Here is a 24,370-nt window from a genome sequence, read left to right as displayed (position 1 = left end):
ATGGGCAGCTCCTTTTGGTATAAGGGTTTTACCGGCTGTTTCGATTGCCGCCAAACCAACCGTCGTCCGTATCGTTCTTCATCAGGTTGCCGCGGGTGTCGTTCATGCCGTTTCGGCCGCCAAGGTTCAACGGGAAAACGCGGTTGATCCAAGAGCCGAAATCACGCGAAAGCGTACCAACCGTGTTCGCTGCATGACCATCCGTTCCAAAACGAAGGGCATGCTGATAAAATCCTTCATCTGCGGAAACATATACTTGACTGATATGTGGAGCGGTTTTGCGAATTTTGTTCGTTATTTCCTGACGAAGGTGCTGAGGCACTTCTTCACGATTGTTGCTCATGATGCCCATATTATTGTTGTAGGTCCCATAAGGAACGCCATTGATGCCTGTTCCCATGTACGTGTCGTTGGTTGCGCCGTTTGTTCCGGTAAAGGTATTGGTACGCGTGCCGTTAGTTCCCATAAGACCGTTCGTGCGCGTGCCGTTTAACGTATTATAATTGCTGCCGCCAAATCCGCCATGGGTTGTCGTTCCATTAACGCCGAAACCACGGTTATCAGCCGTGCGACCAAGCCCTGTTGTGTTTTCTACAGCACGCGTGGTATTTCCCACGACACGTTCTGTACCCCTAGCTATGTTGTTCAGCAGGCCCACGCTGCCCGTGCTCGAAGTTCCGAACGTACGGTTCCTAACATTTGTTCTGTTCATGCCTGTCGTCGTCCGGCCGTCTGTATAACGGTTTGGAGTGCTTAAGCCTGTGACATGCCCGTCAATACTGCCTATGTTTGCGCCATCTTTGGACAGCGAAACATAGGCAGTGTGATTCGTCACGAAAACATGCGCAGGTCCCACGCCACTGATATCCGACACTTTTTTGGACAGCGTTTTGCTGTACTTCAGGTTCGTCAGGTCATGCTGCTGCGTGTTTCGCACTTGCAGGTTATTATTGCGCACGGATTTCACACCGACACGGCCACCGTCCACATTGTTCGTACGTGTGGTGTTGCCGTCATTGGCGTTACCGCATCCTGCTACTGCAGCCATACTAAGCAGTAATGCCGCGGAGACGGTCAGGTTGAAGGCCTTGGATTTAATCATGTTTCATCCTCCATCTCTATAATGAGTGTGTTAACATCGTATAGGATGACCTTGCGGCAGAAGTGGTATGCTGAAAGGTTTTAACATGGAGAAAAATGCGCTACAGCCATTTATGCACAAAAAACGCCGATGGAATCATCGGCGATCATTTCATTAACTAATCATTCAATTAAAGAAGTCCTTCTTAATGACCGCTGTCTGCTGACTTTTCAAGCACTTGTTCCACCCAAGCCATGTTCTCCTGATACCATCGAATCGTCTCACGAATGCCGCTTTCGTAATGATATTGAGGAGCCCAACCGAGTTCCTTCCTTATCTTATCTGCATTTATCGCATAACGGCGGTCATGTCCGGGACGATCTTGGATATGCTGAATCAAGGTTTCGGGGTTGTTCAGTTCAGACAGGATCGTTCGAATAACCTGCAAATTATTCCGTTCATTATGTCCTCCGATATTATATAATTCGCCGTCGACGCCCTGGCGCAAAACCAGGTCAACAGCTCGACAATGATCTTCCACGTACAATCGCGAACGTTCAAACCGTCGCCGTATACCGGAAGGGGCTTGTTATGCAAAGCATTGTAAATGATAAGCGGTATTAGCTTTTCTGGATACTGATATGGGCCGTAATTATTTGAACAGCGCGTGATATTGATCGGTAATCCAAACGTCTCATAATAAGCTCGAACCATCAAAATCGGCGCCTGCTTTGCTTGCAGAATACGGACTGTTCGGTTGAAGCGGTGATTCTTCGGTAAATAGGCCGGTGGCTCCCAGCGTGCCATAGACTTTATAGTAGAGACCTGGACAAACTTGACGACTCCATATTGCCTCGACAGATCGAGGAGCGTCTGAGTTCCTGCCACATTCGTCAAGACAAACAATTCAGGCTGCAAAATGCTGCGGTCGACATGGGACTCAGCCGCAAAATTAACGACCGCATCAACCCCCTCCTTAAAGAGGGGTTCTAAAGCTGCCCGGTCTCTGATATCCGCTTTCACAAAACGATATTTGGGATTCGTCCGCACCTCGCTCAGATTTCCTGAATTGCCGGCATACGTTAGTTTATCCACATTAATAAATTCGTCATTCGGATGTTGAGACAGTATATATCGTATAAAGTTACTGCCTATAAATCCCGCACCGCCTGTGACAACGATCTTCATGCGACCTCACCCCCCGTATATATAGTTATTTTCTGCCAAAGCCAATCGAGGATGTTTTGAATCTTTCTCAGAGAGAACAGCTTTGTTCACAGGCCAATCGATATTGAGATCCGGATCGTTCCAGGCTATTCCCCGATCATGCTCTGGCGAATAGTAGGCATCGACCTTGTATATGACCTCCGTATCGTGAACAAGGGTACAGAAACCATGGGCAAACCCTTTGGGAACGAGAAGCTGAATGAAATTGGCTGCGGATAAGATAAAACCTTGCCATTGTCCATAGGTAGGGGAGCCCGACCGAATATCAACGACCAAATCATAGATCGCCCCGCTTACAACGCGGATCAATTTCGTCTGTCCCTCGGGAGACAGTTGGTAATGCAGCCCTCTAATAACACCTGCCTCACGTGACATCGAGTGATTGTCCTGAATAAAATGGTCGTTAATGCCGCATCCTTTAAGAACTCGATCATTGAAACTTTCCATAAAAAATCCCCGATGGTCTTGGTGAACGGCCGGTTCAATCCGTTTCACGCCTTGGAGCTTTGTATCCGTGATTTTCATCTGCTGCCTCCGGTACATGGATTAGAGAGAGCTTTACCGAAAACGTCCGGTTGCTGCTCTCTCGATTATTTATATGTCTAATCCCAAATTAGGATATAGGCATACGCTCCCCCATGCAAAAATCCCGATCGCCGCTGCAGATCGGGATTTCGCAATGATATATATAAGTTCTAACCTAAATCGGTTCTTATCTTCCCTTTAACTTCTTCCAGCAGGCTCAGCACTTCTTCCAAACGGTCCCCTTTCACGATGATCTGGCCGATTCGGTCAGTGCCAACCCTGAATTTATTTACCTTCTCGCCTATATGATAATCAAATGATATTTGAATAATATTCTCATGCTGATCATTTCCGTTCTCAAATCCCGTGATATCCCCATCTTTGTCGGAGATCAGTAGTTCACAAGCACAAGGCTGTGAATTCTGAGTGGGAAATGACGGATTCATGCGGAGAGCAGCCTTGATGATCTGCTCATAGTAATCGAATCCATAGAAAGTGGACACCAGTTCGGGCAAGCATGTAGCTCCTGCTCTGCCTCCGATTTCAAGAACATACACATGCCCGTCTTTCAAAATAAAATCCGCATTGATTGCGCAATGATTTAATTCCAGCGCTTCGATACTTTGTTTCAACTGGGAAAACAGATCGTGCTGCACTTCTTCGGGCAATTCATATGGGACATAGTGACCGATGGGAACACCGGTATCCCCATAAAAGACGAAATCCCCGTGCGGCATGATGAATTGAATTTGGTTATCGTAGACGAATGCCTGTGCGCCGAACTCGGTTCCTTCAATAAACTCTTCAACAATGAAAAAATCCAGTTTCGTATCCTTGCGCACGGTTTCAAATGCGTATTCCACATGGGCCATATCGGCAACCTTCACAATGCCCTTGCTTGCTCCCCCGTCCACTGCCTTAAAGATAAGCGGGGGCGACAATACTTCGAAAGCGCTGTAAGCTTCCTGCAAGGTTTGGACTTTCAGAAATCGTGCCGTTCGTACGCCATGTTTCATAAAAGCCTGTTTCATCTTCCATTTATTTGAGGAGAGTAGAGCGGATTCGTAACTCAATCCGCTTACTCCCAATTCATCCACGACTCTGCCGATCGACTTGACGGCCACGTCCGTACCCGTTGTACAGATTCCATGAATTCCTTCATGCCGGGCGATTTCGACAATCTTATCCATATGGGTCGTATCCTCGTAGTAAACCTTGTCTGCCTTGGCAAACCCGGGATAGTTTCCTTGTCGGCTCACAACAATAACGTATAATCCCATTCTTTTCGCGGTTTCAATTAATGGGAGCTGGGAGATTCCCGCACCTAGAACCAACAGTTTTCTCATGGCTTAAACTCCCTTATACGGGTTATGATCCGATCCAAGTCCTCCTCCGTAATGTTCGGATGAATAGGAAGGGTCAGAATTCTTTTCCAGATCTCCGAGGAGAGCGGCACGATCGCTTTGAGATGCAGGTAGCTCGGATGCAGATGGCACGGATAATAATGGACGCCCGTCGCGATATTGTGTTCCTGCAAGTGTCCAATCATACGGTCCCTCTGGCTTTCCTTGCTGAATTTAACCTGGAACAAATGCCAGGAGCTTTGAGCATACGGCTGTTCACGAGGAAGTTCCAGCCATTCCAAATCCTTCAGTTCGGATTGGTAACGAGCCGCTATTTCTTTTCGTCTTCCGTTCAATTGGCTCAGCTTATTTAACTGAACGAGCCCGATGGCAGCCTGCATGTCGTTCATATGATATTTGTATCCTACGTCATCAACGAAATACTGCCATGCATACACCTTCTCATGTGACGACCGTATCCACGTATCGCGGGAAATGCCTACCCACCTCTTCTCACGCAGCTTACGGTTCATCCACTCGGTATTGCAGGTAATTGCGCCGCCTTCACCACTCGTTAAATTTTTGACGGCATGAAAACTGAAGCATGTGATATCGCTGACGGAGCCGATCTTTTTGCCTTTATATTCCGCGCCGCATGCATGCGCAGCATCTTCTACTACCTTGATTCCATTGGCATGCGCCAACTCATGGATGGTATCCATATCGCCGGGATGCCCGCCCATGTGAACGACGATAATTGCCTTGGTTTTATCTGTTATCTTCCGCTTGATATCTTCCGGCGATATGTTCATCGTATCAGGTTCAATATCCGCAAAAACCGGCGTTGCTCCCACATAGCTAACCGCATGGACTGTGGATATGAACGTGATGGAAGGCACGATGACCTCGTCACCCGGCCCAATACCCAAAATGTCCATGGCCAGATGGAGCGCGGCCGTACCAGAATTGAGCGCAACCGCGAAACGGCTGCCGACATACTTGGCAAATTCCTGCTCGAACTGTTCCGTTTTGGGGCCAAGTCCAAGCCATCCTGACCGTAAAACATCTGCTACAGCGTCGATCTCCTCTTGACCTATACTCGGTTGAAGAACGGGTATCAGCTTATGGTCCAAGTGAACCTCTCCTTTCATAATCCCACGTTATTCCGACATTAGAATTTGTGAACGCCATCGTTCGGCGCAAGCTTCCACTGAAAAATTCGCCCATGCTACTTGTTCCGCACGCTCCGCGATGCTCTGCCGTAGTTCCGGCTGTTCGATCAGTTGGACCATGGCTTCGTACCAATCATCGCTCTCACCGGATACAATCAGGCCGTTTTCCTTCCCGGCAACCCATTCCTCGTAAGCCGGAGAAGAAGAATATATACCCGGAATCCTGCAAGCGGAATATTCGCGAAATTTGTTATTGCTCTTGCAATCATGCAGCAGCGTTCGCTCCAACGGCGCTAACCCGATATCCCAGTTGGAACGGTAAAGGCGCTTCAGAAAGTTTTTATAGTTCTCATCGTAGGATTCCGTAAACACCTGCGGCTTCTCCCTGAGTTCATCGGGAACATACCCGCAGAACTCGATTCTGAGTTTATCCCCGTACTTCCCAATGATTTTGTTCAATGCCCCGATAACAGGTTCAAAAGCCACTTGTTTTTTTCCGCCTTCATACCCGATTACGACTTTCCCTTCTTCTTTACGGTTCTTTTTCAAACCGGAAAAAACGGAGAAATCAACGCTTCCCGGAAAATAGATTATTTTTTGGGGACTAAAATGCGTTTCAAGATGTTTGGCAAAAAAACTGGAAGCAACCTTTACGCTTTGGGCGTTTTTCAGAAATTTAACATACGTCTTTCTTCGTGAAGAATCATGATAATATCGTCCCATATCCGAACCCGGAGACATCGCGATAAAATGGTCGTCGATCACGTACACCGTCTTTTTTCCCATCTCCCGGGCCATCTCCAGATACTTATAAGCTTCGGGCTGAACCGTTCGGAAGAAGAGGACGATATCCGCTACAGCCAGCCTTGATCTGTCCATCTCATCATCGGATCTGACGTCAAAGTCGCAAACTCCCATCTTCTCCAGATGGCGGAGGGGCTGCTCAATGCCGATTTTATAGGATGCGATTTTTTCCGATCCGACGATGAGTACGTTTATATCCCCTCTTTTCCCTCTTTTCCCCATGTTCCCGCTCTCTCCCCCGATTTTACGTTTTGAAGATATATCTCTTCCAATTATCGATGCATGTCTGAAGCGAAAAATGCTGCCGGGCTGACCTATGCGCATTCTCCTTGATTCTCTGCCGCATCGTCGGATCTTCAATCATGGCCTTGATTCCCTCATACCAATGCTGCTCGGTATGCTCAACCAAGTAGCCGGTTTCGCCCTGCTCGACCCAATGCGTATAAACAGGAGACTTCGAGTATATGCCCGGAATGCCGCAGGCACCGTATTCACGGAATTTGGTATTCGTTTTCCCCTTGTTAAATGAATTGTTGGCAAGCGGCGCAATCCCGATGTTCCAGTTGCTCTTATTAAGCTTTTTCAAAAACTCCTTGTATTCCATCCCCCCGCCTTCATATTTGACGCTTGGATGATCAGCCAGCGAAGGCGGAAGATAGCCGTAAAATTCTAATCTCACGAATCCTCCATAATAATCCAAAATTTTGTTCAACGCTGAAATGACGGGCACGAAATCTTCCTCTTTGTCCCCTCCTGCATAACCGATGACCACTTGCCCCTGATCCTTATCCGCCTTCTCGTTCTGGTCCAGCCACTCAAAATCGATGCTGGCAGGGAAGTAAATCACGTGTCTATTGTACCGCTCATGAATATAGGTGCCGAGATCAGGTGCATCGACTTTAATGATTTGCGTGTTTTTCAAAAACTTAATAAACGTCTCTCGACGGATCGGATCATTATAATATTCGCCCACCGGAGTTGTTGGCTGAATCTCCAGGAAATTATCGTCAATAACATAGACCGTCCTTTTATTCAGCTGATGGGCCAGCTCTAGTAATGCATAGGCCGCCGGTTCCACATTGCGAACGAATACAATCGTGTTCGCGGCCGCAATCATTTCGTGGGTCACGTCGGTTTCCAGTTTCACGTCGAATTGCAGGTTCTCTTGTTTATTCAGCGTTTGGAGGGGCTGGATAACGCCGATTTCAAGCGACGGTATCATGCCTGCCGCGATAACCAGAACGTCCATCTTGGGCAGAGCCGTCTCGATGACGGCAACAGCGGTTTGGGACCTTTTCTGAGCATCGGCGCGCCCTTGAGCGAGCCCTTCCTCTTTTCCCCGCTGGAAACCGTCTAAACTGCCCTTTTGATATGCGCTAAGACGAACAGGATGGTGTTTTCGTTTTCCAGCTCGCTTTCGAGGCCTTATTTTTTTTCTTAAAGCCATCTTATCCTTCTCCTTTATAAGCTTCTTGATGACCGGCCTCCATACCCTCCGCATAACCAACGTTAAATCCTTCGTTATACGCTTTATCAAACCCCGCATCATAGGATTGATTGTATTCGGCAGCCGTTTGTCTCGGAGCTATTCTTCCTGGACCTTTTCTTCTCTTTCCCCCAAAAACTCGATTCGCCCCCTTCCCTCTTAAGCCTCTTCCACGGATTCCTTTTCTCTTCAACGCAGCACCGCCATTTTTTTTCCTTGCTCTCATCCGTCTCACCCTTTTCTCTTTAATTAAATGTTATCCGCCTTAATCACCGGAGGAGAAATGATTGGAATTTCCTCCCCATATTGCTGGATTTCGTGTTCGTTCACTAGCAGCGGCTCGTAAAAATCAAGGCGCCAAGCCGCTAAGACGAGCCGATTCATGAATCGCTGCAGCCGATTCCCCTTATACTGATAAACGCTGCCGTTCTTATGCTTGATCAGTTTGCCTTCTTGCTCCCAAGATTCCGTGGATGGAAAATACACAGTCCTCATACGCCCAACGGCTTCCTCCGCAGCCATGGGATCCCCGAGCGGCCAGCAGCGGAGATCAACCTGTGAAACCCGTACTGCCTGAATGCCGACGGCTCCATGAATCGGACGCCGGATTCCGTTCTCAATCCAATAGATTACCGAGTCTGCCCCTGTCACGAAGACACACGTCGGATACATATCAACGGTCCGCAGCTTCATGTCCCGGTTTAAGCTCCGCTGCCACTTCAGGGACAACATCTCATGAGGATCTTCCCACTTGCTGGAGTAGAAAGTAAGATTATTCGCATACACTTGTTCGAATCTGGAATTTAACGTCTTCATGCTGACGCTGCCATAATGGTGAATAAACGTATCCTTGGCGATAATGAGCTGCATTCCAAGAAGACGGGCACGCAGCCCATAATCGTCATCTTCACAGTTGCCGATCTCAAAGCCCTCGTCAAAAAAACCCAATCGGTAAAAATCATCACGTCGGATCAACATGCAAAAACCTGTCAAGCGTTCTGTAACGGTCCAGCTGTGGGCATTAGTGTGATTGTATGATTTGGAGAATTGCTGCATCTCGGCGATATCGTGGTAGCTGACATGAATAAGTTGCTCTCCGCTGATATAATTTGTCACCGGACCGACAATCCCGAACTGCGGGTCGCTGTGCAGACAGACGAGCAAATTCGAGAGCCAGTTGGTCGTTACAACGGAATCATTATTTAAGATCATCAACGTTGTTCCTTTTGCCATCATCAGTCCCTGATTTACAGCTCCTGCAAAGCCTAAATTTTCTTCATTGATTCGAAAGCGAAGCCCTTGGGAAGATTTGAGGAATTCCGCAGTTCCGTCATCGGATGCATTATCAATAATAATGAGTTCATACGGCGTGCCGGTATATTGGGCGATACTTTCAATGCATTCTTTTAAATAAGGAAGCTGATTATAGGTCGGTATAATGATACTTGTACCCTCAAAAACATTCCTGAATTGGGATATTCCCATATGCCGCCCCCGGCTGTATCCATCCTTGTAGCCGGAATGGAAGCCTTTGTTAAACCCGTCGTTGTAACCGTCCGTTTTATGATGGCTGATGCGGTTCATAAGGTTGCTTCCCCGCTTGCTAAGGAATCAGCCAGATGTCCGAAATCGACAGCGACCTTTCCGAGCTCGGAGGCAATTCGCTCTGTAATGATAACAGCCGGAATGCCGGCGCCCACCAGCGCGATGTCGAATGAATGCCCTCGAATTTCATCCATGATTCTGGGAATATCGTGGATTCCTTCCACGGGAGAAACCGTGCCCGCCACCTCGATTCCGCGGCCCGACAGCACCCGTGAAAGACCGGGAGCGGAATTGCCCACCACGAGAACTCGACGTCCTGCTAGGGTCCCTCCCAGTAAACCTTCCAAATGCAATGCATAGTTGACCGTCGATAACGTTAGTTGCAACTTTCGATAATCAATGCCATGCGCTTTAAAAACCGAAAAGCCCAGAGGTTGAAAGTTCGGCAATCTTAGTTTGGGAATGCCAACGATATCGGCCTTTCTCACGGAGGCTGCCAACATATCTCTTGCTTTTAGATCAGGTAAACGAACACCGGCATAACTTAAAAAATGTCCTTCTTTACGCACTTCGTCCGTGTTCAAAACCAACTCCTGCGCAAGCGTAAGCAGCTCCCCATCCCCTAAGCGGATAACGGACAACGGGGAGCTTGAATCCAAAGCTTCGTTAAGCCTCCTTGCAACCTCCGCCGCGCTTAGAAGACGATAATATTGAGAACTCATTTGTTCCATACCAGCTTCGATAATCTGGCGAACCGAAATTTCAGGAAGAATCTCTAGCTCCGGGAGTATCGAGTCCACGATCCCTTCTCCTCCTTCATATAATCCCTTCGCGTACTCCTCTCCCGAGCTTGGTTTTGCCATCGTTTCGGGTTCCGAATGCCGCGACCTCATCATCGCCTGGTCGTAGCCGGTATCAAAGCCTTCATTAAACGAAGCTGCCGCTTGCTCCAGCAATTTCTGGGTACAGTCGCTTGGCGTTTGGCCTTTTGTTCTCTGAAGAATAACTTTTCGCTTATGTCGCCTCTTTACCGGCCTGTGTCTTCTTTTCTCTAAGTGCTGCCGTATGATGATCACCCCGTCTTACGCACAATATATTCTTTGGAACTCATTAGGAAACGGGTATAACAATCCAATTTGGCTTGACTCAAGGAAAAATGATACGAAGCATCGTACTCAATCGTTTATGGTAGGTATGATCCTTTCTTGTTCTTATCAAGCCATTTAAAGCAATTCGCTGTCGCTCTTCCTCATGACGCAAGTAATAGTCGATTTTATCCATCAGTTCATCATAAGAGCCGTAGGTTTCTATTTCCGTACCAGGGGAATATAACTGATCCATATCGTGGCGGATATCCGATAACTGAAGCGTGCCGCAGCCGGATATTTCAAACGTGCGGGGATTGACGGAAAGCGCCTTTACCTTTCTGCTGTTGGCGTTGATTGTATCGTCATCGGATGAACGGTGATGGTTGATGACGATCTTGGCTCCATTGTAGTACGTTGCCGTGTCCTCCGGCGTCATCCAATCGCCGAGCTTAATCTTGTCGGACAGCTGGGCGTAATGTTTCATCCGGTCCCACCACCATCCGGAAATGACGACTTTTTTATTATTCAATATCGGGGCCAGATGATCCATTAACTCCACTCTGTTCCAATAGGCCGTTCCGATAAAACAAATATCGGTCTGATTGGAGGTCGGCACATGCTTCGGATAAAATACGTTCGGATTGACTGCAAAAGGCAAGTGATACACATGCTGACAACCTAGATCGCGATAAAATGACACGCAGTTGGATTCTAGCGTAAAAATATAATCGTAACGGGGAGCGATGGAAACCGTCCAGTCCGTATAGTACGGGTCGTCCGTAAACCAAATGGCCGTTTTAAATCCGCTATCCCGGAGCGCTTTGAGCGAATCGGCTTCCAAAACGACACCGTTTAAAGCAAGTACTAGGTCCGGCTGGAATTTCTTAGCCAAATGGACGATATCTTCTGAAGGGCTCGCGACCAAGAGACTTCGAACCAGTCCCTTTAATGCGTCAGTCACCGCCTGATCCAGCGCAGGATACGGAACGCCAATGCCTGCAGTGACATAAAGAATACGGAGATCGCGGACCTGCTCCTCTTCCTTGGGTAAGGACCTTATTACCGCATCGGAAAAACCGAGCCTGTATCCCTCTCTCCGTCCCACTGAATAACCTTTTCTGTATCCTTCCAACTGGGCGGATTGCTCTCCCCCCTGAAGCAGCAAATGCTCATTCATTGTTCTCATGCGGTCAGGCCTCCGGATTTATTCATTCCCGAAATAGGGTTCACCACAATCGGCCGCTGGCTTGGTACAAGGACTGGAAGGTTCCGGCGTCCGTCCACCATCCGTCTAATATGTCATAGGTAAGCTGCCCCTTCGATGCATACACATTATTCACGTCGGTAATTTCCAATTCGCCTCGTGCCGATGGTTTTATGGTTCGGATCGTTTCAAACACCGTCGAATCATACATATAAATACCGGTTACGCAATAATCGGATTTAGGCTCCTCCGGTTTCTCTTCGATCAAAACGATGTTGTTTTTCTCCAAGACGGGAACACCGTATCTCTTCGGATCAAGAACTTTCTTCAGAAGTACGCGCGCTCCAGCGGCCTGTTTTTCAAAAGCTTGCACAAAGGTGATTAGATGATCCTCAAACAGATTATCGCCAAGAAGCACAACGAACTTTTCGCCCGGTGTTATGAACGGTTCGGCAAGGTATAATGCTTGGGCAATCCCCCCGGCTTCTTCCTGGATTTTAAATGTGACGCTTACCCCCCATTCTTCTCCGCTGCCGATCAGGTCTGTATACAGGCCAGCCGATTGCTTGCCGATCACGATGAGAATTTCCTCAATGCCCGCTTTTTTGAATTTCTCGATTCCGTGACATATCATCGGAACTTTCCCGACAGGCAGCAGATGTTTGTTTATGACTTTGGTCAGTGGATAAAGCCGGGTACCCGTACCTCCTGCCAGAATGACGCCCTTCATATAATCCTTCCTTTCGCAAAATAGATGATTATACATAGATCGTTGGATCGACGCCCCATTTATCCATGAATTTTTGTTTGTTAGTATCGATAAGATGCTTCACTTGACTCATGTCCTGCTTGGCAAAGCTGGCACTCCCATGATGAAAAACGAAAACATCGCCCGCAATCCTGAACGTATATCCCGCATTCCTGGCCCGATAACAATAGTCATCGTCTTCAAAATGACCTGGTGAATAACGTTCGTCCAGCAGTCCGATCCGATCCATCAATTCCCGTTTAAACAGGAAACATAAGCCCACGATTCGATCCACTTGAAGCCACTTACTGGCATCCGGCTCATTCAGCTGGTTCGACATCTCCTCTAAGCTGGTATATGGCATATCGATCTGTTGTTTCCCGCTCGCATAATTGGTAAGCGGCCCGACGATCCCGATATTGGTTTCGCTGTTCAAGCAATTCAACATATTCTGCAACCAGTTGCGGGTGACGATGACGTCATTATTCAGCAGAAGCAGCGTATCGCCGGTTGCAATTTTCAAACCCTTGTTGCATGCGGCTGGAAAGCCAATGTTATTTGCCAATGAAATGAAGGTAATCCCCTCCTGACGGCAGATATCAACGGTACCGTCGGAGGAACCATTATCAACAACGATGATCTCATAAGGCTCATTCGTATGGCGTTTAATCGAATAAATACAATCCTTTAGCAGATCCCTGCCATTGAAAGTCGGAATAATGATACTTGTTTTATTCATAGCTACCACCTTCTAAACCTTGGTTAGCTGCCTTTGTCTAATCTGATCCATAAAAGATAGCCGCGGCCCCTTTAAGTCGAATACCGTCTTGAGAGCTTCGATGTGGTCTCCAATGATCAAGTCGGAAACCGCGTTTTGTTGTCCGACATTTCGAGCTCGGAGCCGATTTTTTGTAATAACGTCTACACTGGCCGGTGCGTTTATTTTTAAACCCTTTTCAAGGGCGATGACTTGCGCTTTCGGTGGGACAGATAAATTGGCGTATCCGATGATCTGGGCAGCTTCCTTCCTCATCGCGTGAGGTACCGCTGTAAGCGAATTGGCTTCGAGATCCGCCCTGCCCATGGATCGATTAATAAACTCCTTAACCGTTGTTACGTAATCTCTTTCGGAAAACATCCCGATCCATGGAGAAATATTATTTAAGGCAATATCACTACCCTGTTCAATGGCATCAATGAAAGGTACGAGATGCTCGGCTAATATCGGAACATCTCCATCAAGGAACAGCAGAATGTCAGAATCGGCTAACTTCGCCCCGACCGCTCTGCCAACATCGTGTCCCAAAGCCTGTTTATAGTGCACAATAATGGCTCTCGATTGGTTTCGGATCATTTCAAAGCTTTCATCGGTTGATCCGTTCACCACAAATATGATTTCATGAAGCGGCAGCCGATGAAGCTGCTCCAGCAATTTTATAATCGTATCTTTCTCGTTCATCACCAGGACGATCGCCGCTACTCTTTTATCCGTTGGCAGAAGTACTGCATTTCCAAGATATACTCCAGTATGCTTGCTGTGTCCTTCCACAAATTTTGATGCCGCCGCGTGATAAACCGTCCATGGCAGTGGTTTGACTGAATGGTACCAGCGATTCCAGCTCTCGTTCACTTTGATATGTGGGGGTGTATCCGCCGTTGTTGAAACTTCATGGGCCGCTTGCTGATAACCGGCAGCATAAGCTCTCTCATTCCAATTGTCGACCGCTCCGTTTGAAATCCGGCGATTCTTGAAAATAAGAGCCCCCAATTTATGACCGCTCCGTTTTCTCTTGGTCCTTGCTCTTTTATTTATGCGTTTCATTGCTCTCCTTAAAGAACTTGAGGCGGGTATCATACCTCGTCTCCGCTTTCTTCGCACCATCTCATCACCACACGCTTTCTCTTTTTCGTGCGAGATCCGATCGATTTCCCCGCATGCCGGATTGAGAGATTAACCAATTTATTGCCTCCAAATGGTCCCCCACAATCAGGGTTTCAAGGGGATCATTCCCTCTGGTTCTACCCCTCCGGGGATTTCTTTTTCCTACATCCACGTAATGGATCCCGCGTACTTTCAAACCATTATAAATAGCCATTGCTTGAGCTTTCGGAGGAACGGCCAAATTGTCGATACCAATCAAATATACTGCTTTTCGGCTCATTGCATGTGGAATGGTTGTCAGTGAAGCTCCTTTCAAATCGGGATTGGATACCAAAATGTTTAACGTATGCTTAGCGAGGATAACGCTGTGAACGTGATGCTTATCGATCGGACCCAAATACTTGTTCAAAGCCACGTCCACCCCCTCTTCCACAGCTTTCGTTAAAGGGGTCAAATCACTTGTTTTTATTACGATGTCTGCATCGGTAAACAGCAAGATGTCTCCTCTAGCCGCTGCAGCGCCGATACTTCGTCCCACGTCATGACCAAGCGGAAAGGGCAAGTGGATCACCCTCGCTCCGATGCTCTGAGCAATATCTGCCGTACCGTCCGTTGAACCATTAGCAACAACGATAACCTCTGTGGCGGAGTGCACTTGGCTGGCTTGCCGAATGACTGCCGCAATGGTCTTCGCTTCGTTCATGGCAGGAATGATGACGGATACCTTCGGAGACTGGGCATTTATGATCCGGGACAGGGATCTTCCCCTCTTTTTTCTGTTAACGGGACTCGCAGGACTTCGTTTCGACATGTTTCTCACCTGCCAAGTTGGGATTAAGGACACTTCCTCCTCATTTTATGTATAGGTTTATTTACTGTAACGGCGTTCGTACCTTACACCGAATAAAATTGGGTTGAGCGGATGGACCAATAAACATACCAACTCTATCGATATCGAATAAACTAGAACATCAAAAAGAAAGGAAGTGAAGACCTATCAGAACATTCAGGGCAACATTATTAGGCAGAAACGAGGTACCCGCCGTTAGAACGCGGGCCACGGGGAATATTGTTTTTCAGCTCAACAACACAGGCACTCAGCTAAGATTCAGACTTGTTATTCGAAATATCAGCCAAGTGACCCAAGCTCATATCCATCTCGGAAGAGTCGGACAAAACGGCCCCATTGTCGCATTCCTGTTCGGTCCGTCAAAATTCGGTATAACCGTAAGACGCGGGATTATTCAGGGTGTCCTGACGAATCAGGATTTGATCGGTCCTCTGCAAGACAGAACGATTCGAGATCTGATCCGTGAATTCGAGCGTGGCAATGCCTATGTGAACGTTCATACGATCCAAAATCCGAATGGTGAAATTCGCGGGCAGGTTCGGCGATAAAATCACATCATCTTATTTGTATATACGTTTTATGAAGAAAACCCTCCAACTGTGCATAGAGCGGAGGGTTTTACACTTGGTCGGCTTTGGCAGCGGGAACGTAGGTTTTAATCTATCTGTTCTTCCAACCTCTCAAAAATGTGCGTTTCATCTCATCCATCTGCCTTTACATTCATCTCTCCCATTGCATTAACTGTTACTAGATTAAGAATACAAAAAACCTTAATCAATTCTATATGAGGAGGTAGACGTGATGGCCATTATTTCGGTCTTCCCTTCACCTACAGGGACGCCAATTGCAACTGCGGTAGCTTCAGCTGTCGCTGGTGACGTCGTATTGGTTAATGATGGAACGTATCCTGAGCCGGCGGTGACTGTAGCGACTTCCAACGTAAAAGTTATAGCTAAAAATGAAGGTGCGGCGATACGCCAAGGACTCAACGCTGCCGCAAGTGCGTTCATTGTCACAGCAGCTACGGGGGTTGAAATTAACGGATTCTCCATTCAAAACTACACGGCCGATGCGATTGATGTTACCGCTGGTACCAATCACCGCATCATTGGCAATACCATTAACAACACGCTTGGTATTGGTATTGATTTAGCGGCCGGTACCGGACATGTAGCCTGGAGAAACAGTGTTCAAGATGCAGGCGGCGTTGCAGGAATCAACGTAGTAAGCACCGACAGCTGGATCGTACAGAATGTATTCTTCAGCAATACAAGTGTGGGTATTTTGTTGGCCGGCGCCAATAATGCGGCTATTGGTAATACTGTCTCTCAAAACGGCACAATCGGCATCTCGAGCACCGCAGCGAACAATCTGTTATTCGGCAACACGGTCACGCAAAACGGAATAAGCGGAATCACCGTTGCAGCAGCAAACAACGTGCTGATACGCAATAACGTGGAAAACAACACAGGTACCGGTGTTTCGATCACAACCGGCGATAACGGATATCTTGGAGCCAACGATTCGAATCGTAACACTCAAACCGGTATCGCAATTGCCACCGATTTTAACAGTGTGGAATTCAACGAAATGGAGTTCAACCAGAATTTTGGACTCCTCATTTCCGGCGATGAAAACACCGCATTCGGAAATCGGTTCACCGGTAACACGCCAACTCAAATCTCCGTAACAGGTACAGATAATAACTTGTTCTAAATTCCTAGTGTATGTAAGGCTTTTACGCTTGCTCTCCTCGTGAGGGCAAGCACTATTTTTCAACTGAGTTACCCGCAAGGGCATCCCGTAAACATGATGGTTTGGAGGTCATTTGATGAGAAAAATTCTTGTGGTCGGCTCAGAGGAAACCGCATCATACCAAATCATTCTTCTTCCCCCTCTCCGTTATCTGGAAGGACAAGGATACTGCAGTTTCAAGATCCTTCCACATAAGCAAGTAACCCGATCTATCATTTCTTCATATGATATTATTTTGTTTCTGAGAAGCATTGAGCCTGCAGCGCTCCAATGTTTAGAATGGGCACACCGTGAGGGAAAGAAGACCGTATACGTCATTGACGACCATTTTCTCGCGATTCCTCAAACCACCCGTCTTGGCCAAATATACTCAAAACCCGCTTATAAAGAAACCTATACTTACTTTCTAAAGAACGTACACGCAGTCAAAGTAGAATCACCCGTCTTTCGCGATGTGATTAAGATGCACTTCACTCCTAAAGTGGTCTATTTTCCAGGAAGCATTGATGTTTCCTATACACAATTGTCCAACAGTCCGAAAAAGGAAGATCGACTCGTGATCGGATATGAAGGTGCCAAAAAGGAAAGTTCTTTCCGCCCGGTTATTCCTGCATTGCAGCGCATACTTAAGGAATACGGAGATTTTGTTAGACTGGAGTTCTACGGGTACTGTCCTGAAGAATTGAAGGGGCATCCTAATATCTCCCATTGGAAACATAATGAAAATTACAGCCAGTTCATGCAGCAGCTGTATCGGGCCAATTGGGATATCGGTCTTGCACCCATGGATGATGGTCTGTTCTACCGCTGCAAAAGCAATGTGAAGTTCCGCGACTATGCTGCCTGCCGCATTCCCGGCATTTATTCATTATCCCCCATATACCGTGATTGCGTATTCCACAAAAAAACGGGTTATTTTGTTCCTCAAACAGAGCAGGGCTGGTACGTCGGAATTCGAGAAATGATCGACAATCCCAAACTTCGAAAAAAAATTTCACAAAAGGCCGCAAAGGCCGTGGCCAAGAACTTTACGGTCAAACAGTGTGCGAAAAATTGGAAGTCTCTTTTTCAAGGCCTGCTCGACATACCATAGAACCTGTAATAGATGATGACCTATTATCTGGAATGGAGAGTGATAGCATGCCTACTATTCAAGAGGCAGCGTTGGTTCTTAACCAGCATTATGACATCAAAAAGCCGAAAATCGAATGGATTCAGGACGAACCGGATAAAGCGGTGTGGAAGGTAATCGATAACAAAGAAACCTATATCCTTAAGTCGGATTACAGATCAAGCAAAACCTTCACCCCTTCTATCACTCTACAATACGAGCTATCCCAACAGGGGTTGAAGGTTCCGGAGGTAATCGCCACGAATCAACGGAAACTATGTACGAAGCATGGTAAGCATCGTTATTATTTATCTAGATATATTTCTGGCGGTTCTGCATCGATAATTGACCGCGTAAAGGTCATTGGGGATTTTCATCAAAACGCTACATGGCCAAGTTCACTCTCATCCAATCAAAAACCGAGCGCCTTGAAGAATGGAATAAACAGATGGATATCTGAATATCAATTAAAATTAAAAGATTTGATGAAATGGAAAGACCAGTACTCCTTGCCGTATATTCAACCCTGTTTACAATTAGCTGAGAAATGTATAAGAGTTTCTTCCCGAAGAGCCCCCCTCCTCGCTGATCATCTCACATCCCTAAACAATAGGAGATGGCTTGTACATGGGGATTTAACCCATTTAAACGTAATAAAAACGCCATCAGGAGATTTATGGATCATTGATCTGGAGCATTCAAGAATTGACTCTCCCATCAAGGATATCCGTTATTTATTACCGAGGGTCGTGTTATCTTCCCACTATAAAGAGTACTTTACGAGATTTCCTGAAGGGAAGTCTTATAAAGAACTCTACTATATAGATGCGATATTTCCTCACAGCCTCCACTTCTACCTCGGCGGATCGATCAGGCAAATGAAACTTCCGCTGAAGAGTACCAAAGTACAAGAGATTGTATCAGACGAACTAGCGAAGGATGACATGATAAGCAAGGAGTTGGGCGGCATTAAATAAGGGAATACCGAAGGGGCCGTTGTACGACAACAGCCCCTAAGTTACATATTAGCGTTTCAATCTTTTCATAACCGGCTTCTTATGGTGCTTGCTCCAATTAAAAAATTCATTATTACGGATATTGCCATTGATCGCCGTAAAAGGAACCTTGTTCTTCCAGGCCACGTAATTAAAACTGATCTGGTCTCTTTTACTATAACTTATAATTTGTCTCCACCATGTGGTCATTGCTCCCATAACGATAGGATCATTATGGCGTCTTAGGATCACGCCGGACTCAATCAGTCCATTATCCCTCGGATATCCCGCATTCTTATACAAGGCTACTTGTTTTAGTATGACTTCTTTGTTATCCTTCCCCAAGGCAATGCAAGCCTCAGCTTCTTTATAAATACAATTCCGATGTGAATGTTTGTAGAACACGAGCGGTGAGGCGCTATATTTTTCAATAAACCGATCGATATCTCCGACGATTCTGATATTCCCGTCAACCCAAACACTGTGTTTGTAGGTCGGGAATAATAAGTGTGGCATAACTTTTACCCATCTAGCTTGACGGGCCGAATCAGCGAATATTTTATCTAACTTAATCATTTTCCAGGTTCCGGACTTTAATTTCGGATTATCCGTAAAACAATAGTAATCACAATGCTTGCTCATTTGTAAAGGATCCTGCAGCTTATCGTAATTGCCGGTTATCGCTGTGTATACTACGTTTTTTCGTTGATTACTTGTGATGATTTGTCGTCTGCACGCTAAGAGCCACTTTAATTTTGCCCTTGTTTCTCTGAGCGATTGATGGACGGCCATTTTTTGTATCGATCGTTGAACCCTTTCCTCGCCATGCTTGCGATAGAGAGCAGCTTTTCCATTCTGCACTAATTTCTTTCTTCTATCGGTTCCAAAACTTGCCGACTTTTGATGATAGATATAACAATGGGTGGCAACCTTTAATTTAAAGTTGGCAGCCCGGGCGCGAAGGCAATAATCATCTTCTTCCCCGTAACCTACCGGAAAGTTCTTCTCATCAAAATATCCGATTTTGTCTAACACTTCTTTCTTGATCATTAAACAGAAGCCGTTCAAAAACATGACTCTCGGAAAAATCTTATCCGAGGCTTGATAGACAAGCTCGGCCATTTGTTCGATCGTCAAGTTGGGCTCCAATCCATTACGGTTCCAGTCCCGATGGGGAATGGATTGCCAGCTGGCTGCATTTGACAGCGGACCGACGATACCGATCCTGCGATCGGATTCCATGGTTTCCGTCAGCCTTTCCAACCACTGACTGGTTACGATCGTATCGCTGTTGAGGAGGACGCAGTATCGTGATGTTGACTGTTTTAATCCTTGATTCGCTGAAGCCGTATAGCCTTGCGGTTTATCGTGTCGAATTAATTTATGGTGAAATTGTCGTGTGTACTGTTCCAGATATCGCTTTGTGGTTTGATCGCTTCCATCATCTATGATAATTAAATTAATTTCTTGTGTCGTGTTATTTTGAATGGAGCTCAAGCATTGTTTTACTGCGTTCAAACCGTTATGCACACAAATGACAACATCAATCAATCCCTTCCCTCCCTTCCCCGTTATCTTTGATCGACACAATCGGGGATGAGCTCTTCTCCAATCGCTTATGTCCGCCGAGCAAGACGATGTTTCCTTTAATCGACCGGGTCACATTTTTCGTGTCATACAGCAAAGCGGCATGCTCAGCAATAAATCGGTAATCGATCGTACTATGATCGGTAGTAATAACGACCAGGTCGGCGGAGGCAATCAGATCCGGCAAAAGTTCTATGGAGGATATCCTGTGGCCGTTGTCCATAAACCATGGAATGAGCGGGTCATAATAGGTTACCGCAGCCCCCTTCTGCTGTAGAAGCCTGAACACTTCCAGTGACGGCGATTCCCGCATATCGTTGACATCCTTTTTATAAGCCATGCCGATCAATATAATGTTGGAGTTTTTTAGCGGCTTTTCATGGTCATTGAGTATGTCGGTAATCTGCGATATGACATAGCGGGGCATATTGCTGTTGATATCGCTGGTCAATTCAATAAATTTGTTATAGAAGCCGAACTTTTTAGCTCTCCATGACAGATAGGTCGGATCGATCGGGATGCAGTGGCCGCCGATCCCCGGCCCCGGGAAAAAGGGGATGTAACCAAACGGCTTGGTCGAAGCAGCGTCGATCACTTCCCAGATGTTAATCCCCATTCGGTCACACATGAGCGTCAGCTCGTTCACGAGCGCAATGTTTACGCTTCGAAACGTGTTTTCGAGCAGCTTAACCATCTCGGCCGCTGCCGTTGAGCTTACGGGAATCACGTTATCCAAAAAAGAACGGTAAAATTGAATGCCGAGATGTGCACATTCCTCCGTGATTCCACCTAAGATTTTAGGTGTGTTTTTCACATTGAATTTACGGTTTCCAGGGTCCACTCTTTCCGGAGAATAACATACAAAAACATCCTTGCCCACTTCCCATGGCTTATTGGCTTCAATCACATTCTTAATTAATTCTTCGGTCGTTCCGGGATAGGTGGTGCTTTCCAAAATAATGAGCGTATCTCTCGAAGCATACCGGATGATGGAATCAACCGCTGACCGAATCATGGAAACGTCAGGATCTCTGTTGATGTTAAGCGGGGTGGGCAAGCAAATAACGATGATATCTGCCTCAGCCAGCGCTGAAAACTCATGAACGGCATACAGGCGCTGATGGATCAAAGAATCGATATCTTCATCCTTTATATCCGTAACATACGATTTTCCGCGTTGCAGCTGTTCCGTTTTATTCTTATCAATGTCAATTCCGTACACCCTGTAATTGGCTCTTGCCGCCTCCACTGCCACAGATAGTCCGACGTAACCAAGACCGATCACGGCCACCGTTGCCGTCTTGGTTTTTATTTTATGCAAGATTTCGCTCATCCTGGTTGTCCATCCTTTCTTGAAGAGTAAGTCCTTGTTCAAAAAACACCCATGATGAAATTACCGGGCGATCATGAATTTCCTTCTCCTGATAAAATATGAAATACGCCTGAGAGTAGCAACGGCGAATTCACCAGACATATTACCCATGTCATTCCTATTCGTCCGGTACATACAGAAAAGACAGCGAACGGTTTCGCTGTCGTAGTATACAAGCCATATTGTCCTGCCTCCCGAATGCATATTAATTACTTTCCGGAGTCTCCCCGAGCAAACGCTCCGCTAAAATGGCGGGCTTCTCTAAACGTTGTTGTACCGTTGGCCAGTTCTCCTTCGTAGCCGTATGAATAACCATATCGTAAGGGACCCCCCTGATCGTCAGGCCATTGCGTTCGATTCCGGTTCGCGGCAGCCCGCAGTGATCATGAAAAGAAACGACGCTCGCATTCTCGATAACCGTATTGGAAAACACACTGGACAAACCCAGAATATCGAACGCAACGTGAAAAATAAGCCATACGCTGGCAGGAGCGGCTGGGATCGAATCGGAAATGATCCATCTTCCCCAATTGCCGGCTTGACCATCAATATCATAGATCGCGATGGTTCCGATCGGCACTCCCGAGAGAAGCTCAATGCAGAAGTAATAATCGCCCTCTCTATGAAAATATTCTTTCAACCATGCTTCATGCACAGCATAACGAGAGTCGATTTCTCCGATGTACTTCGATAACTCAGGGGACCTTCTCAGCTTGAAAATAAATTCGGCGTCGTCCATCGTAATCGGTCTTAATCGAATGCCGAAACGTTCAACGGTGATGTTGTGGTTCACGACTTCACCTCAATGATCCTGGCGATGTCATCCAAGCTTTGAATACCCGCTACTTCCCTGATGGAAAAGCGAACATCGAATTGCTCTTCAAGGCGAAGAATGAGCTCCATGTGCTTTAAAGAATCCCAATTCGGCAATTCTCCCCGCTTTGGATTACCTTGAGGCGGAATCGGGGTGTTCAACACCTCGGATAAGATCGACCCAATTTGTTTGCGTATTTCCGTCATCGATTTACCTCCACTCTGGCAGGATGGTTCCCGCAAGCAGCTTTTACACGTGCATAGAGATCCCTAAGCGGCAGCTGTTCCGGCGAGCCCTCAACAAAACGCTTTATCCAGTCCAAGGCGGGGGCATTCCGCGGCCCCTGGGACATCTCAATGTGGATACGCTGCACTCCGCGATCCATCAATTTCTCCAAGATCCAGGCAAAGGCTACCGTTTCAATGTCACGTCCAAGCGCCCTGCAGCTAAAAAGCGTCTCGATGAGATGCGCTTGTTCGCCATCCAACCTGCATACAAAGGTGCCGATAATTCCGCTGTCTGACAGTATATCCGATAGGCCAACCGTAATCGTAACGTATTTGGAGGCGTCCATAACGTCATTTGCTTCATTTTCTGTCATACGCCTTAAAGCTAGGTTAAACTGATTTGTTTTATGACTTAGATCATACAGCCGCTTGACATGGGAAGCTTCATTCTCATAAATGGTAATGACCATGTTCAAGCTGTCTAAATAGGAATGGTAATCCGATGCGGTTTGCCTGATCTTCTCTCTTGCCTGATTGGCCTGGATATCCGTTGTTCGGGATACGGCAATGTCATCCCGGTGAAGTTGATACAATCCGGGAAAATGACATAAACCCAGCATCGTTTCTTCACCGTTTCGTTTGGCACGTAGAAGGCGTACCTCCGGTAGTTCTGCAGCCATCTTCACCAATTCCGCCGGATTGTCATCCACAAACAAGAAGGCAGACGGATCGATATTCAGTATTTGAGAGAGCCGATTCAGATTTTCTGCTTTTGTCTGCCAATTTGCACGAACAGCGGCAAAATCGTCCCATCTCAGCGGAAAATCGGTGCGCGCATCGAACAGTGCTTTAACATCTTCCTCCTCATTTCGGCTGCACAAGGTAAGCATAATTCCTGATTGTTTTAGTTGAAGCAGCAGCCTTTGCAACCGATGATGGCCTTCCGTTAACGTTACCCCTTCAGCTCCTTCTTCTCCGAGGACTCCGTGATATAGCGTATCATCTAGATCCAGGGCTATCGCTTTAAGCCTCGGAACCAAGGAAGCGGGCAAGAGCTGGACGCCAAGGTGACGGGAAATAATCGTTGTTGCCTGATTGGAAAATGGGTAGTTGCTGATTTCTTCGTTCCGATAATCATAGAAGGATTCGGTGCCTTCATGGGCCAATTGGGCTAAATCGATCAGAACACAGCCCGTGTTGTTCTCAACCGCCCCCAACAAAAACGAATTTAACTTCCGGAACCATCCACGGTCGCTGGCACGGAAGCTGAGCACCCTATCGGCATCTTCCAAGGACTCCGGCCAGTTATTTATCCAGATCGGTTTATCCGTTACCATTCGCAGTTTAACGATCCGTTCATTCAGCCATTGTGCAGCTTCTTGTGCACTCATAGAGCGGGCGTAAATCCGCCAATCTAACCAGATGATATATACATCCGCCTGAGCTTCCCCTCCAATACCGGACAGAGCGCTATCATAATCTGAGTAATCAAAACAGACATCAGCCTCCCATAATCCGCAAAACGGAGACATCAAATTGGCAACAAACTCAAAG

23 protein-coding genes and 1 pseudogene are annotated in these 24,370 nt (G+C 46.8%); 4 read left to right on the top strand and 20 right to left on the bottom strand.

What is annotated here, in order from left to right; all coding sequences use genetic code 11:
- Nucleotides 1-28: 28 nt before the first annotated feature.
- The 15 genes and pseudogenes from AC3RCL_RS07295 to AC3RCL_RS07225 form a co-directional block, all read right to left on the bottom strand.
- Complete coding sequence (locus AC3RCL_RS07295) at nucleotides 29-1,102, bottom strand: YhcN/YlaJ family sporulation lipoprotein (RefSeq protein WP_492535060.1); 1,074 nt, start codon at nucleotides 1,100-1,102, stop codon at nucleotides 29-31.
- Nucleotides 1,103-1,418: 316 nt separating this feature from the next.
- Nucleotides 1,419-2,269 (bottom strand): annotated as a pseudogene (locus AC3RCL_RS07290) (dTDP-glucose 4,6-dehydratase); the annotation flags it as partial.
- 6 nt (nucleotides 2,270-2,275) lie between these two features.
- Entirely contained in the window at nucleotides 2,276-2,833 is a 558-nt protein-coding gene (gene rfbC / locus AC3RCL_RS07285) for a dTDP-4-dehydrorhamnose 3,5-epimerase (protein ID WP_492535058.1), read from the bottom strand.
- A 170-nt stretch (nucleotides 2,834-3,003) separates the two neighbouring features.
- On the bottom strand, nucleotides 3,004-4,179 hold the full coding sequence (locus AC3RCL_RS07280) for an ATP-grasp domain-containing protein (RefSeq protein ID WP_492535057.1): 1,176 nt from the start codon (nucleotides 4,177-4,179) through the stop codon (nucleotides 3,004-3,006).
- Complete coding sequence (locus AC3RCL_RS07275) at nucleotides 4,176-5,309, bottom strand: DegT/DnrJ/EryC1/StrS family aminotransferase (RefSeq protein WP_492535056.1); 1,134 nt, start codon at nucleotides 5,307-5,309, stop codon at nucleotides 4,176-4,178. The genes AC3RCL_RS07280 and AC3RCL_RS07275 overlap by 4 nt, the downstream gene beginning before the upstream one ends.
- A 27-nt stretch (nucleotides 5,310-5,336) precedes the next feature.
- Nucleotides 5,337-6,374: a glycosyltransferase family protein gene (locus tag AC3RCL_RS07270; protein WP_492535054.1), complete on the bottom strand. Its 1,038-nt coding sequence runs from the start codon at nucleotides 6,372-6,374 to the stop codon at nucleotides 5,337-5,339.
- A gap of 22 nt (nucleotides 6,375-6,396) precedes the next feature.
- On the bottom strand, nucleotides 6,397-7,599 hold the full coding sequence (locus AC3RCL_RS07265) for a glycosyltransferase (RefSeq protein ID WP_192569355.1): 1,203 nt from the start codon (nucleotides 7,597-7,599) through the stop codon (nucleotides 6,397-6,399).
- A 1-nt stretch (nucleotide 7,600) separates the two neighbouring features.
- The gene (locus tag AC3RCL_RS07260; protein ID WP_041621943.1) at nucleotides 7,601-7,864 is read right to left on the bottom strand and encodes a hypothetical protein; all 264 of its coding nucleotides are present in this window, start codon (nucleotides 7,862-7,864) and stop codon (nucleotides 7,601-7,603) included.
- A gap of 23 nt (nucleotides 7,865-7,887) precedes the next feature.
- Nucleotides 7,888-9,222, bottom strand: a complete 1,335-nt coding sequence (locus tag AC3RCL_RS07255) for a glycosyltransferase family 2 protein (RefSeq protein ID WP_492535053.1) — start codon at nucleotides 9,220-9,222, stop codon at nucleotides 7,888-7,890.
- On the bottom strand, nucleotides 9,219-10,046 hold the full coding sequence (locus AC3RCL_RS07250; RefSeq protein ID WP_492535051.1) for a GT-D fold domain-containing protein: 828 nt from the start codon (nucleotides 10,044-10,046) through the stop codon (nucleotides 9,219-9,221). The genes AC3RCL_RS07255 and AC3RCL_RS07250 overlap by 4 nt, the downstream gene beginning before the upstream one ends.
- Nucleotides 10,047-10,329: 283 nt before the next feature.
- The gene (locus AC3RCL_RS07245) at nucleotides 10,330-11,457 is read right to left on the bottom strand and encodes a CgeB family protein (protein ID WP_492535049.1); all 1,128 of its coding nucleotides are present in this window, start codon (nucleotides 11,455-11,457) and stop codon (nucleotides 10,330-10,332) included.
- A 40-nt stretch (nucleotides 11,458-11,497) separates the two neighbouring features.
- Nucleotides 11,498-12,205 (bottom strand): sugar phosphate nucleotidyltransferase, encoded by a 708-nt coding sequence (locus tag AC3RCL_RS07240; RefSeq protein ID WP_492535047.1) that lies wholly within the window; start codon nucleotides 12,203-12,205, stop codon nucleotides 11,498-11,500.
- Between the two features lie 28 nt (nucleotides 12,206-12,233).
- A complete protein-coding gene (locus AC3RCL_RS07235) occupies nucleotides 12,234-12,962 on the bottom strand; it encodes a glycosyltransferase family 2 protein (RefSeq protein WP_015733953.1) in 729 nt (242 codons plus the stop codon).
- A gap of 12 nt (nucleotides 12,963-12,974) precedes the next feature.
- Nucleotides 12,975-14,105 (bottom strand): glycosyltransferase family 2 protein, encoded by a 1,131-nt coding sequence (locus tag AC3RCL_RS07230; protein WP_492535045.1) that lies wholly within the window; start codon nucleotides 14,103-14,105, stop codon nucleotides 12,975-12,977.
- Between the two features lie 4 nt (nucleotides 14,106-14,109).
- On the bottom strand, nucleotides 14,110-14,916 hold the full coding sequence (locus tag AC3RCL_RS07225; protein ID WP_492535044.1) for a glycosyltransferase family 2 protein: 807 nt from the start codon (nucleotides 14,914-14,916) through the stop codon (nucleotides 14,110-14,112).
- Between the two features lie 185 nt (nucleotides 14,917-15,101).
- On the opposite strand from AC3RCL_RS07225, the gene AC3RCL_RS07220 reads away from it, so the two are divergent.
- The 4 genes from AC3RCL_RS07220 to AC3RCL_RS07205 all read left to right on the top strand — a co-directional run bounded on the left by AC3RCL_RS07220 (nucleotide 15,102) and on the right by AC3RCL_RS07205 (nucleotide 18,798).
- The gene (locus AC3RCL_RS07220) at nucleotides 15,102-15,503 is read left to right on the top strand and encodes a CHRD domain-containing protein (RefSeq protein WP_041621942.1); all 402 of its coding nucleotides are present in this window, start codon (nucleotides 15,102-15,104) and stop codon (nucleotides 15,501-15,503) included.
- 253 nt (nucleotides 15,504-15,756) lie between these two features.
- Complete coding sequence (locus AC3RCL_RS07215; protein WP_015733950.1) at nucleotides 15,757-16,671, top strand: right-handed parallel beta-helix repeat-containing protein; 915 nt, start codon at nucleotides 15,757-15,759, stop codon at nucleotides 16,669-16,671.
- Between the two features lie 115 nt (nucleotides 16,672-16,786).
- Nucleotides 16,787-17,803, top strand: a complete 1,017-nt coding sequence (locus AC3RCL_RS07210) for a glycosyltransferase family protein (RefSeq protein WP_015733949.1) — start codon at nucleotides 16,787-16,789, stop codon at nucleotides 17,801-17,803.
- 47 nt (nucleotides 17,804-17,850) lie between these two features.
- Nucleotides 17,851-18,798 carry a phosphotransferase gene (locus AC3RCL_RS07205; protein ID WP_015733948.1) on the top strand — a complete coding sequence of 316 codons (948 nt, stop codon included), beginning with the start codon at nucleotides 17,851-17,853 and terminating at the stop codon, nucleotides 18,796-18,798.
- Between the two features lie 48 nt (nucleotides 18,799-18,846).
- Here AC3RCL_RS07205 and AC3RCL_RS07200 read toward each other — a convergent pair whose 3' ends face one another.
- From AC3RCL_RS07200 to AC3RCL_RS07180, 5 genes are all read right to left on the bottom strand, one after another.
- Nucleotides 18,847-20,367, bottom strand: a complete 1,521-nt coding sequence (locus AC3RCL_RS07200; protein WP_492535042.1) for a glycosyltransferase — start codon at nucleotides 20,365-20,367, stop codon at nucleotides 18,847-18,849.
- Nucleotides 20,360-21,736, bottom strand: a complete 1,377-nt coding sequence (locus AC3RCL_RS07195; protein ID WP_492535041.1) for a nucleotide sugar dehydrogenase — start codon at nucleotides 21,734-21,736, stop codon at nucleotides 20,360-20,362. Before AC3RCL_RS07195 ends, AC3RCL_RS07200 begins: the two co-directional genes overlap by 8 nt.
- Nucleotides 21,737-21,980: 244 nt before the next feature.
- Entirely contained in the window at nucleotides 21,981-22,568 is a 588-nt protein-coding gene (locus tag AC3RCL_RS07190; protein ID WP_009591613.1) for a GNAT family N-acetyltransferase, read from the bottom strand.
- Nucleotides 22,565-22,795, bottom strand: coding sequence for an acyl carrier protein (locus AC3RCL_RS07185; protein WP_015733945.1), 231 nt, complete (start codon nucleotides 22,793-22,795; stop codon nucleotides 22,565-22,567). The genes AC3RCL_RS07190 and AC3RCL_RS07185 overlap by 4 nt, the downstream gene beginning before the upstream one ends.
- Entirely contained in the window at nucleotides 22,792-24,207 is a 1,416-nt protein-coding gene (locus tag AC3RCL_RS07180) for an HAD-IIIC family phosphatase (protein WP_251499236.1), read from the bottom strand. Before AC3RCL_RS07180 ends, AC3RCL_RS07185 begins: the two co-directional genes overlap by 4 nt.
- Between the last annotated feature and the right edge of the window lie 163 nt (nucleotides 24,208-24,370).

Source organism: Paenibacillus sp. MT86, from assembly GCF_058792535.1.
This window is presented reverse-complemented; position numbering and strand designations above follow the sequence as displayed.

Excerpts from the sequence above, each read along its gene's own strand:
- AC3RCL_RS07225 (WP_492535044.1), bottom strand. The coding sequence starts at position 14,916 with ATGTCGAAACGAAGTCCTGCGAGTCCCGTTAACAGAAAAAAGAGGGGA.
- AC3RCL_RS07270 (WP_492535054.1), bottom strand. The coding sequence starts at position 6,374 with ATGGGGAAAAGAGGGAAAAGAGGGGATATAAACGTACTCATCGTCGGA.
- AC3RCL_RS07265 (WP_192569355.1), bottom strand. The coding sequence starts at position 7,599 with ATGGCTTTAAGAAAAAAAATAAGGCCTCGAAAGCGAGCTGGAAAACGA.
- AC3RCL_RS07195 (WP_492535041.1), bottom strand. The coding sequence starts at position 21,736 with ATGAGCGAAATCTTGCATAAAATAAAAACCAAGACGGCAACGGTGGCC.
- AC3RCL_RS07215 (WP_015733950.1), top strand. The coding sequence starts at position 15,757 with ATGGCCATTATTTCGGTCTTCCCTTCACCTACAGGGACGCCAATTGCA.
- AC3RCL_RS07185 (WP_015733945.1), bottom strand. The coding sequence starts at position 22,795 with ATGACGGAAATACGCAAACAAATTGGGTCGATCTTATCCGAGGTGTTG.
- AC3RCL_RS07280 (WP_492535057.1), bottom strand. The coding sequence starts at position 4,179 with ATGAGAAAACTGTTGGTTCTAGGTGCGGGAATCTCCCAGCTCCCATTA.
- AC3RCL_RS07240 (WP_492535047.1), bottom strand. The coding sequence starts at position 12,205 with ATGAAGGGCGTCATTCTGGCAGGAGGTACGGGTACCCGGCTTTATCCA.
- AC3RCL_RS07205 (WP_015733948.1), top strand. The coding sequence starts at position 17,851 with ATGCCTACTATTCAAGAGGCAGCGTTGGTTCTTAACCAGCATTATGAC.
- AC3RCL_RS07235 (WP_015733953.1), bottom strand. The coding sequence starts at position 12,962 with ATGAATAAAACAAGTATCATTATTCCGACTTTCAATGGCAGGGATCTG.
- AC3RCL_RS07255 (WP_492535053.1), bottom strand. The coding sequence starts at position 9,222 with ATGAACCGCATCAGCCATCATAAAACGGACGGTTACAACGACGGGTTT.
- rfbC (WP_492535058.1), bottom strand. The coding sequence starts at position 2,833 with ATGAAAATCACGGATACAAAGCTCCAAGGCGTGAAACGGATTGAACCG.
- AC3RCL_RS07260 (WP_041621943.1), bottom strand. The coding sequence starts at position 7,864 with ATGAGAGCAAGGAAAAAAAATGGCGGTGCTGCGTTGAAGAGAAAAGGA.
- AC3RCL_RS07180 (WP_251499236.1), bottom strand. The coding sequence starts at position 24,207 with ATGAGTGCACAAGAAGCTGCACAATGGCTGAATGAACGGATCGTTAAA.
- AC3RCL_RS07295 (WP_492535060.1), bottom strand. The coding sequence starts at position 1,102 with ATGATTAAATCCAAGGCCTTCAACCTGACCGTCTCCGCGGCATTACTG.
- AC3RCL_RS07245 (WP_492535049.1), bottom strand. The coding sequence starts at position 11,457 with ATGAGAACAATGAATGAGCATTTGCTGCTTCAGGGGGGAGAGCAATCC.
- AC3RCL_RS07230 (WP_492535045.1), bottom strand. The coding sequence starts at position 14,105 with ATGGTGCGAAGAAAGCGGAGACGAGGTATGATACCCGCCTCAAGTTCT.
- AC3RCL_RS07250 (WP_492535051.1), bottom strand. The coding sequence starts at position 10,046 with ATGGCAAAACCAAGCTCGGGAGAGGAGTACGCGAAGGGATTATATGAA.
- AC3RCL_RS07210 (WP_015733949.1), top strand. The coding sequence starts at position 16,787 with ATGAGAAAAATTCTTGTGGTCGGCTCAGAGGAAACCGCATCATACCAA.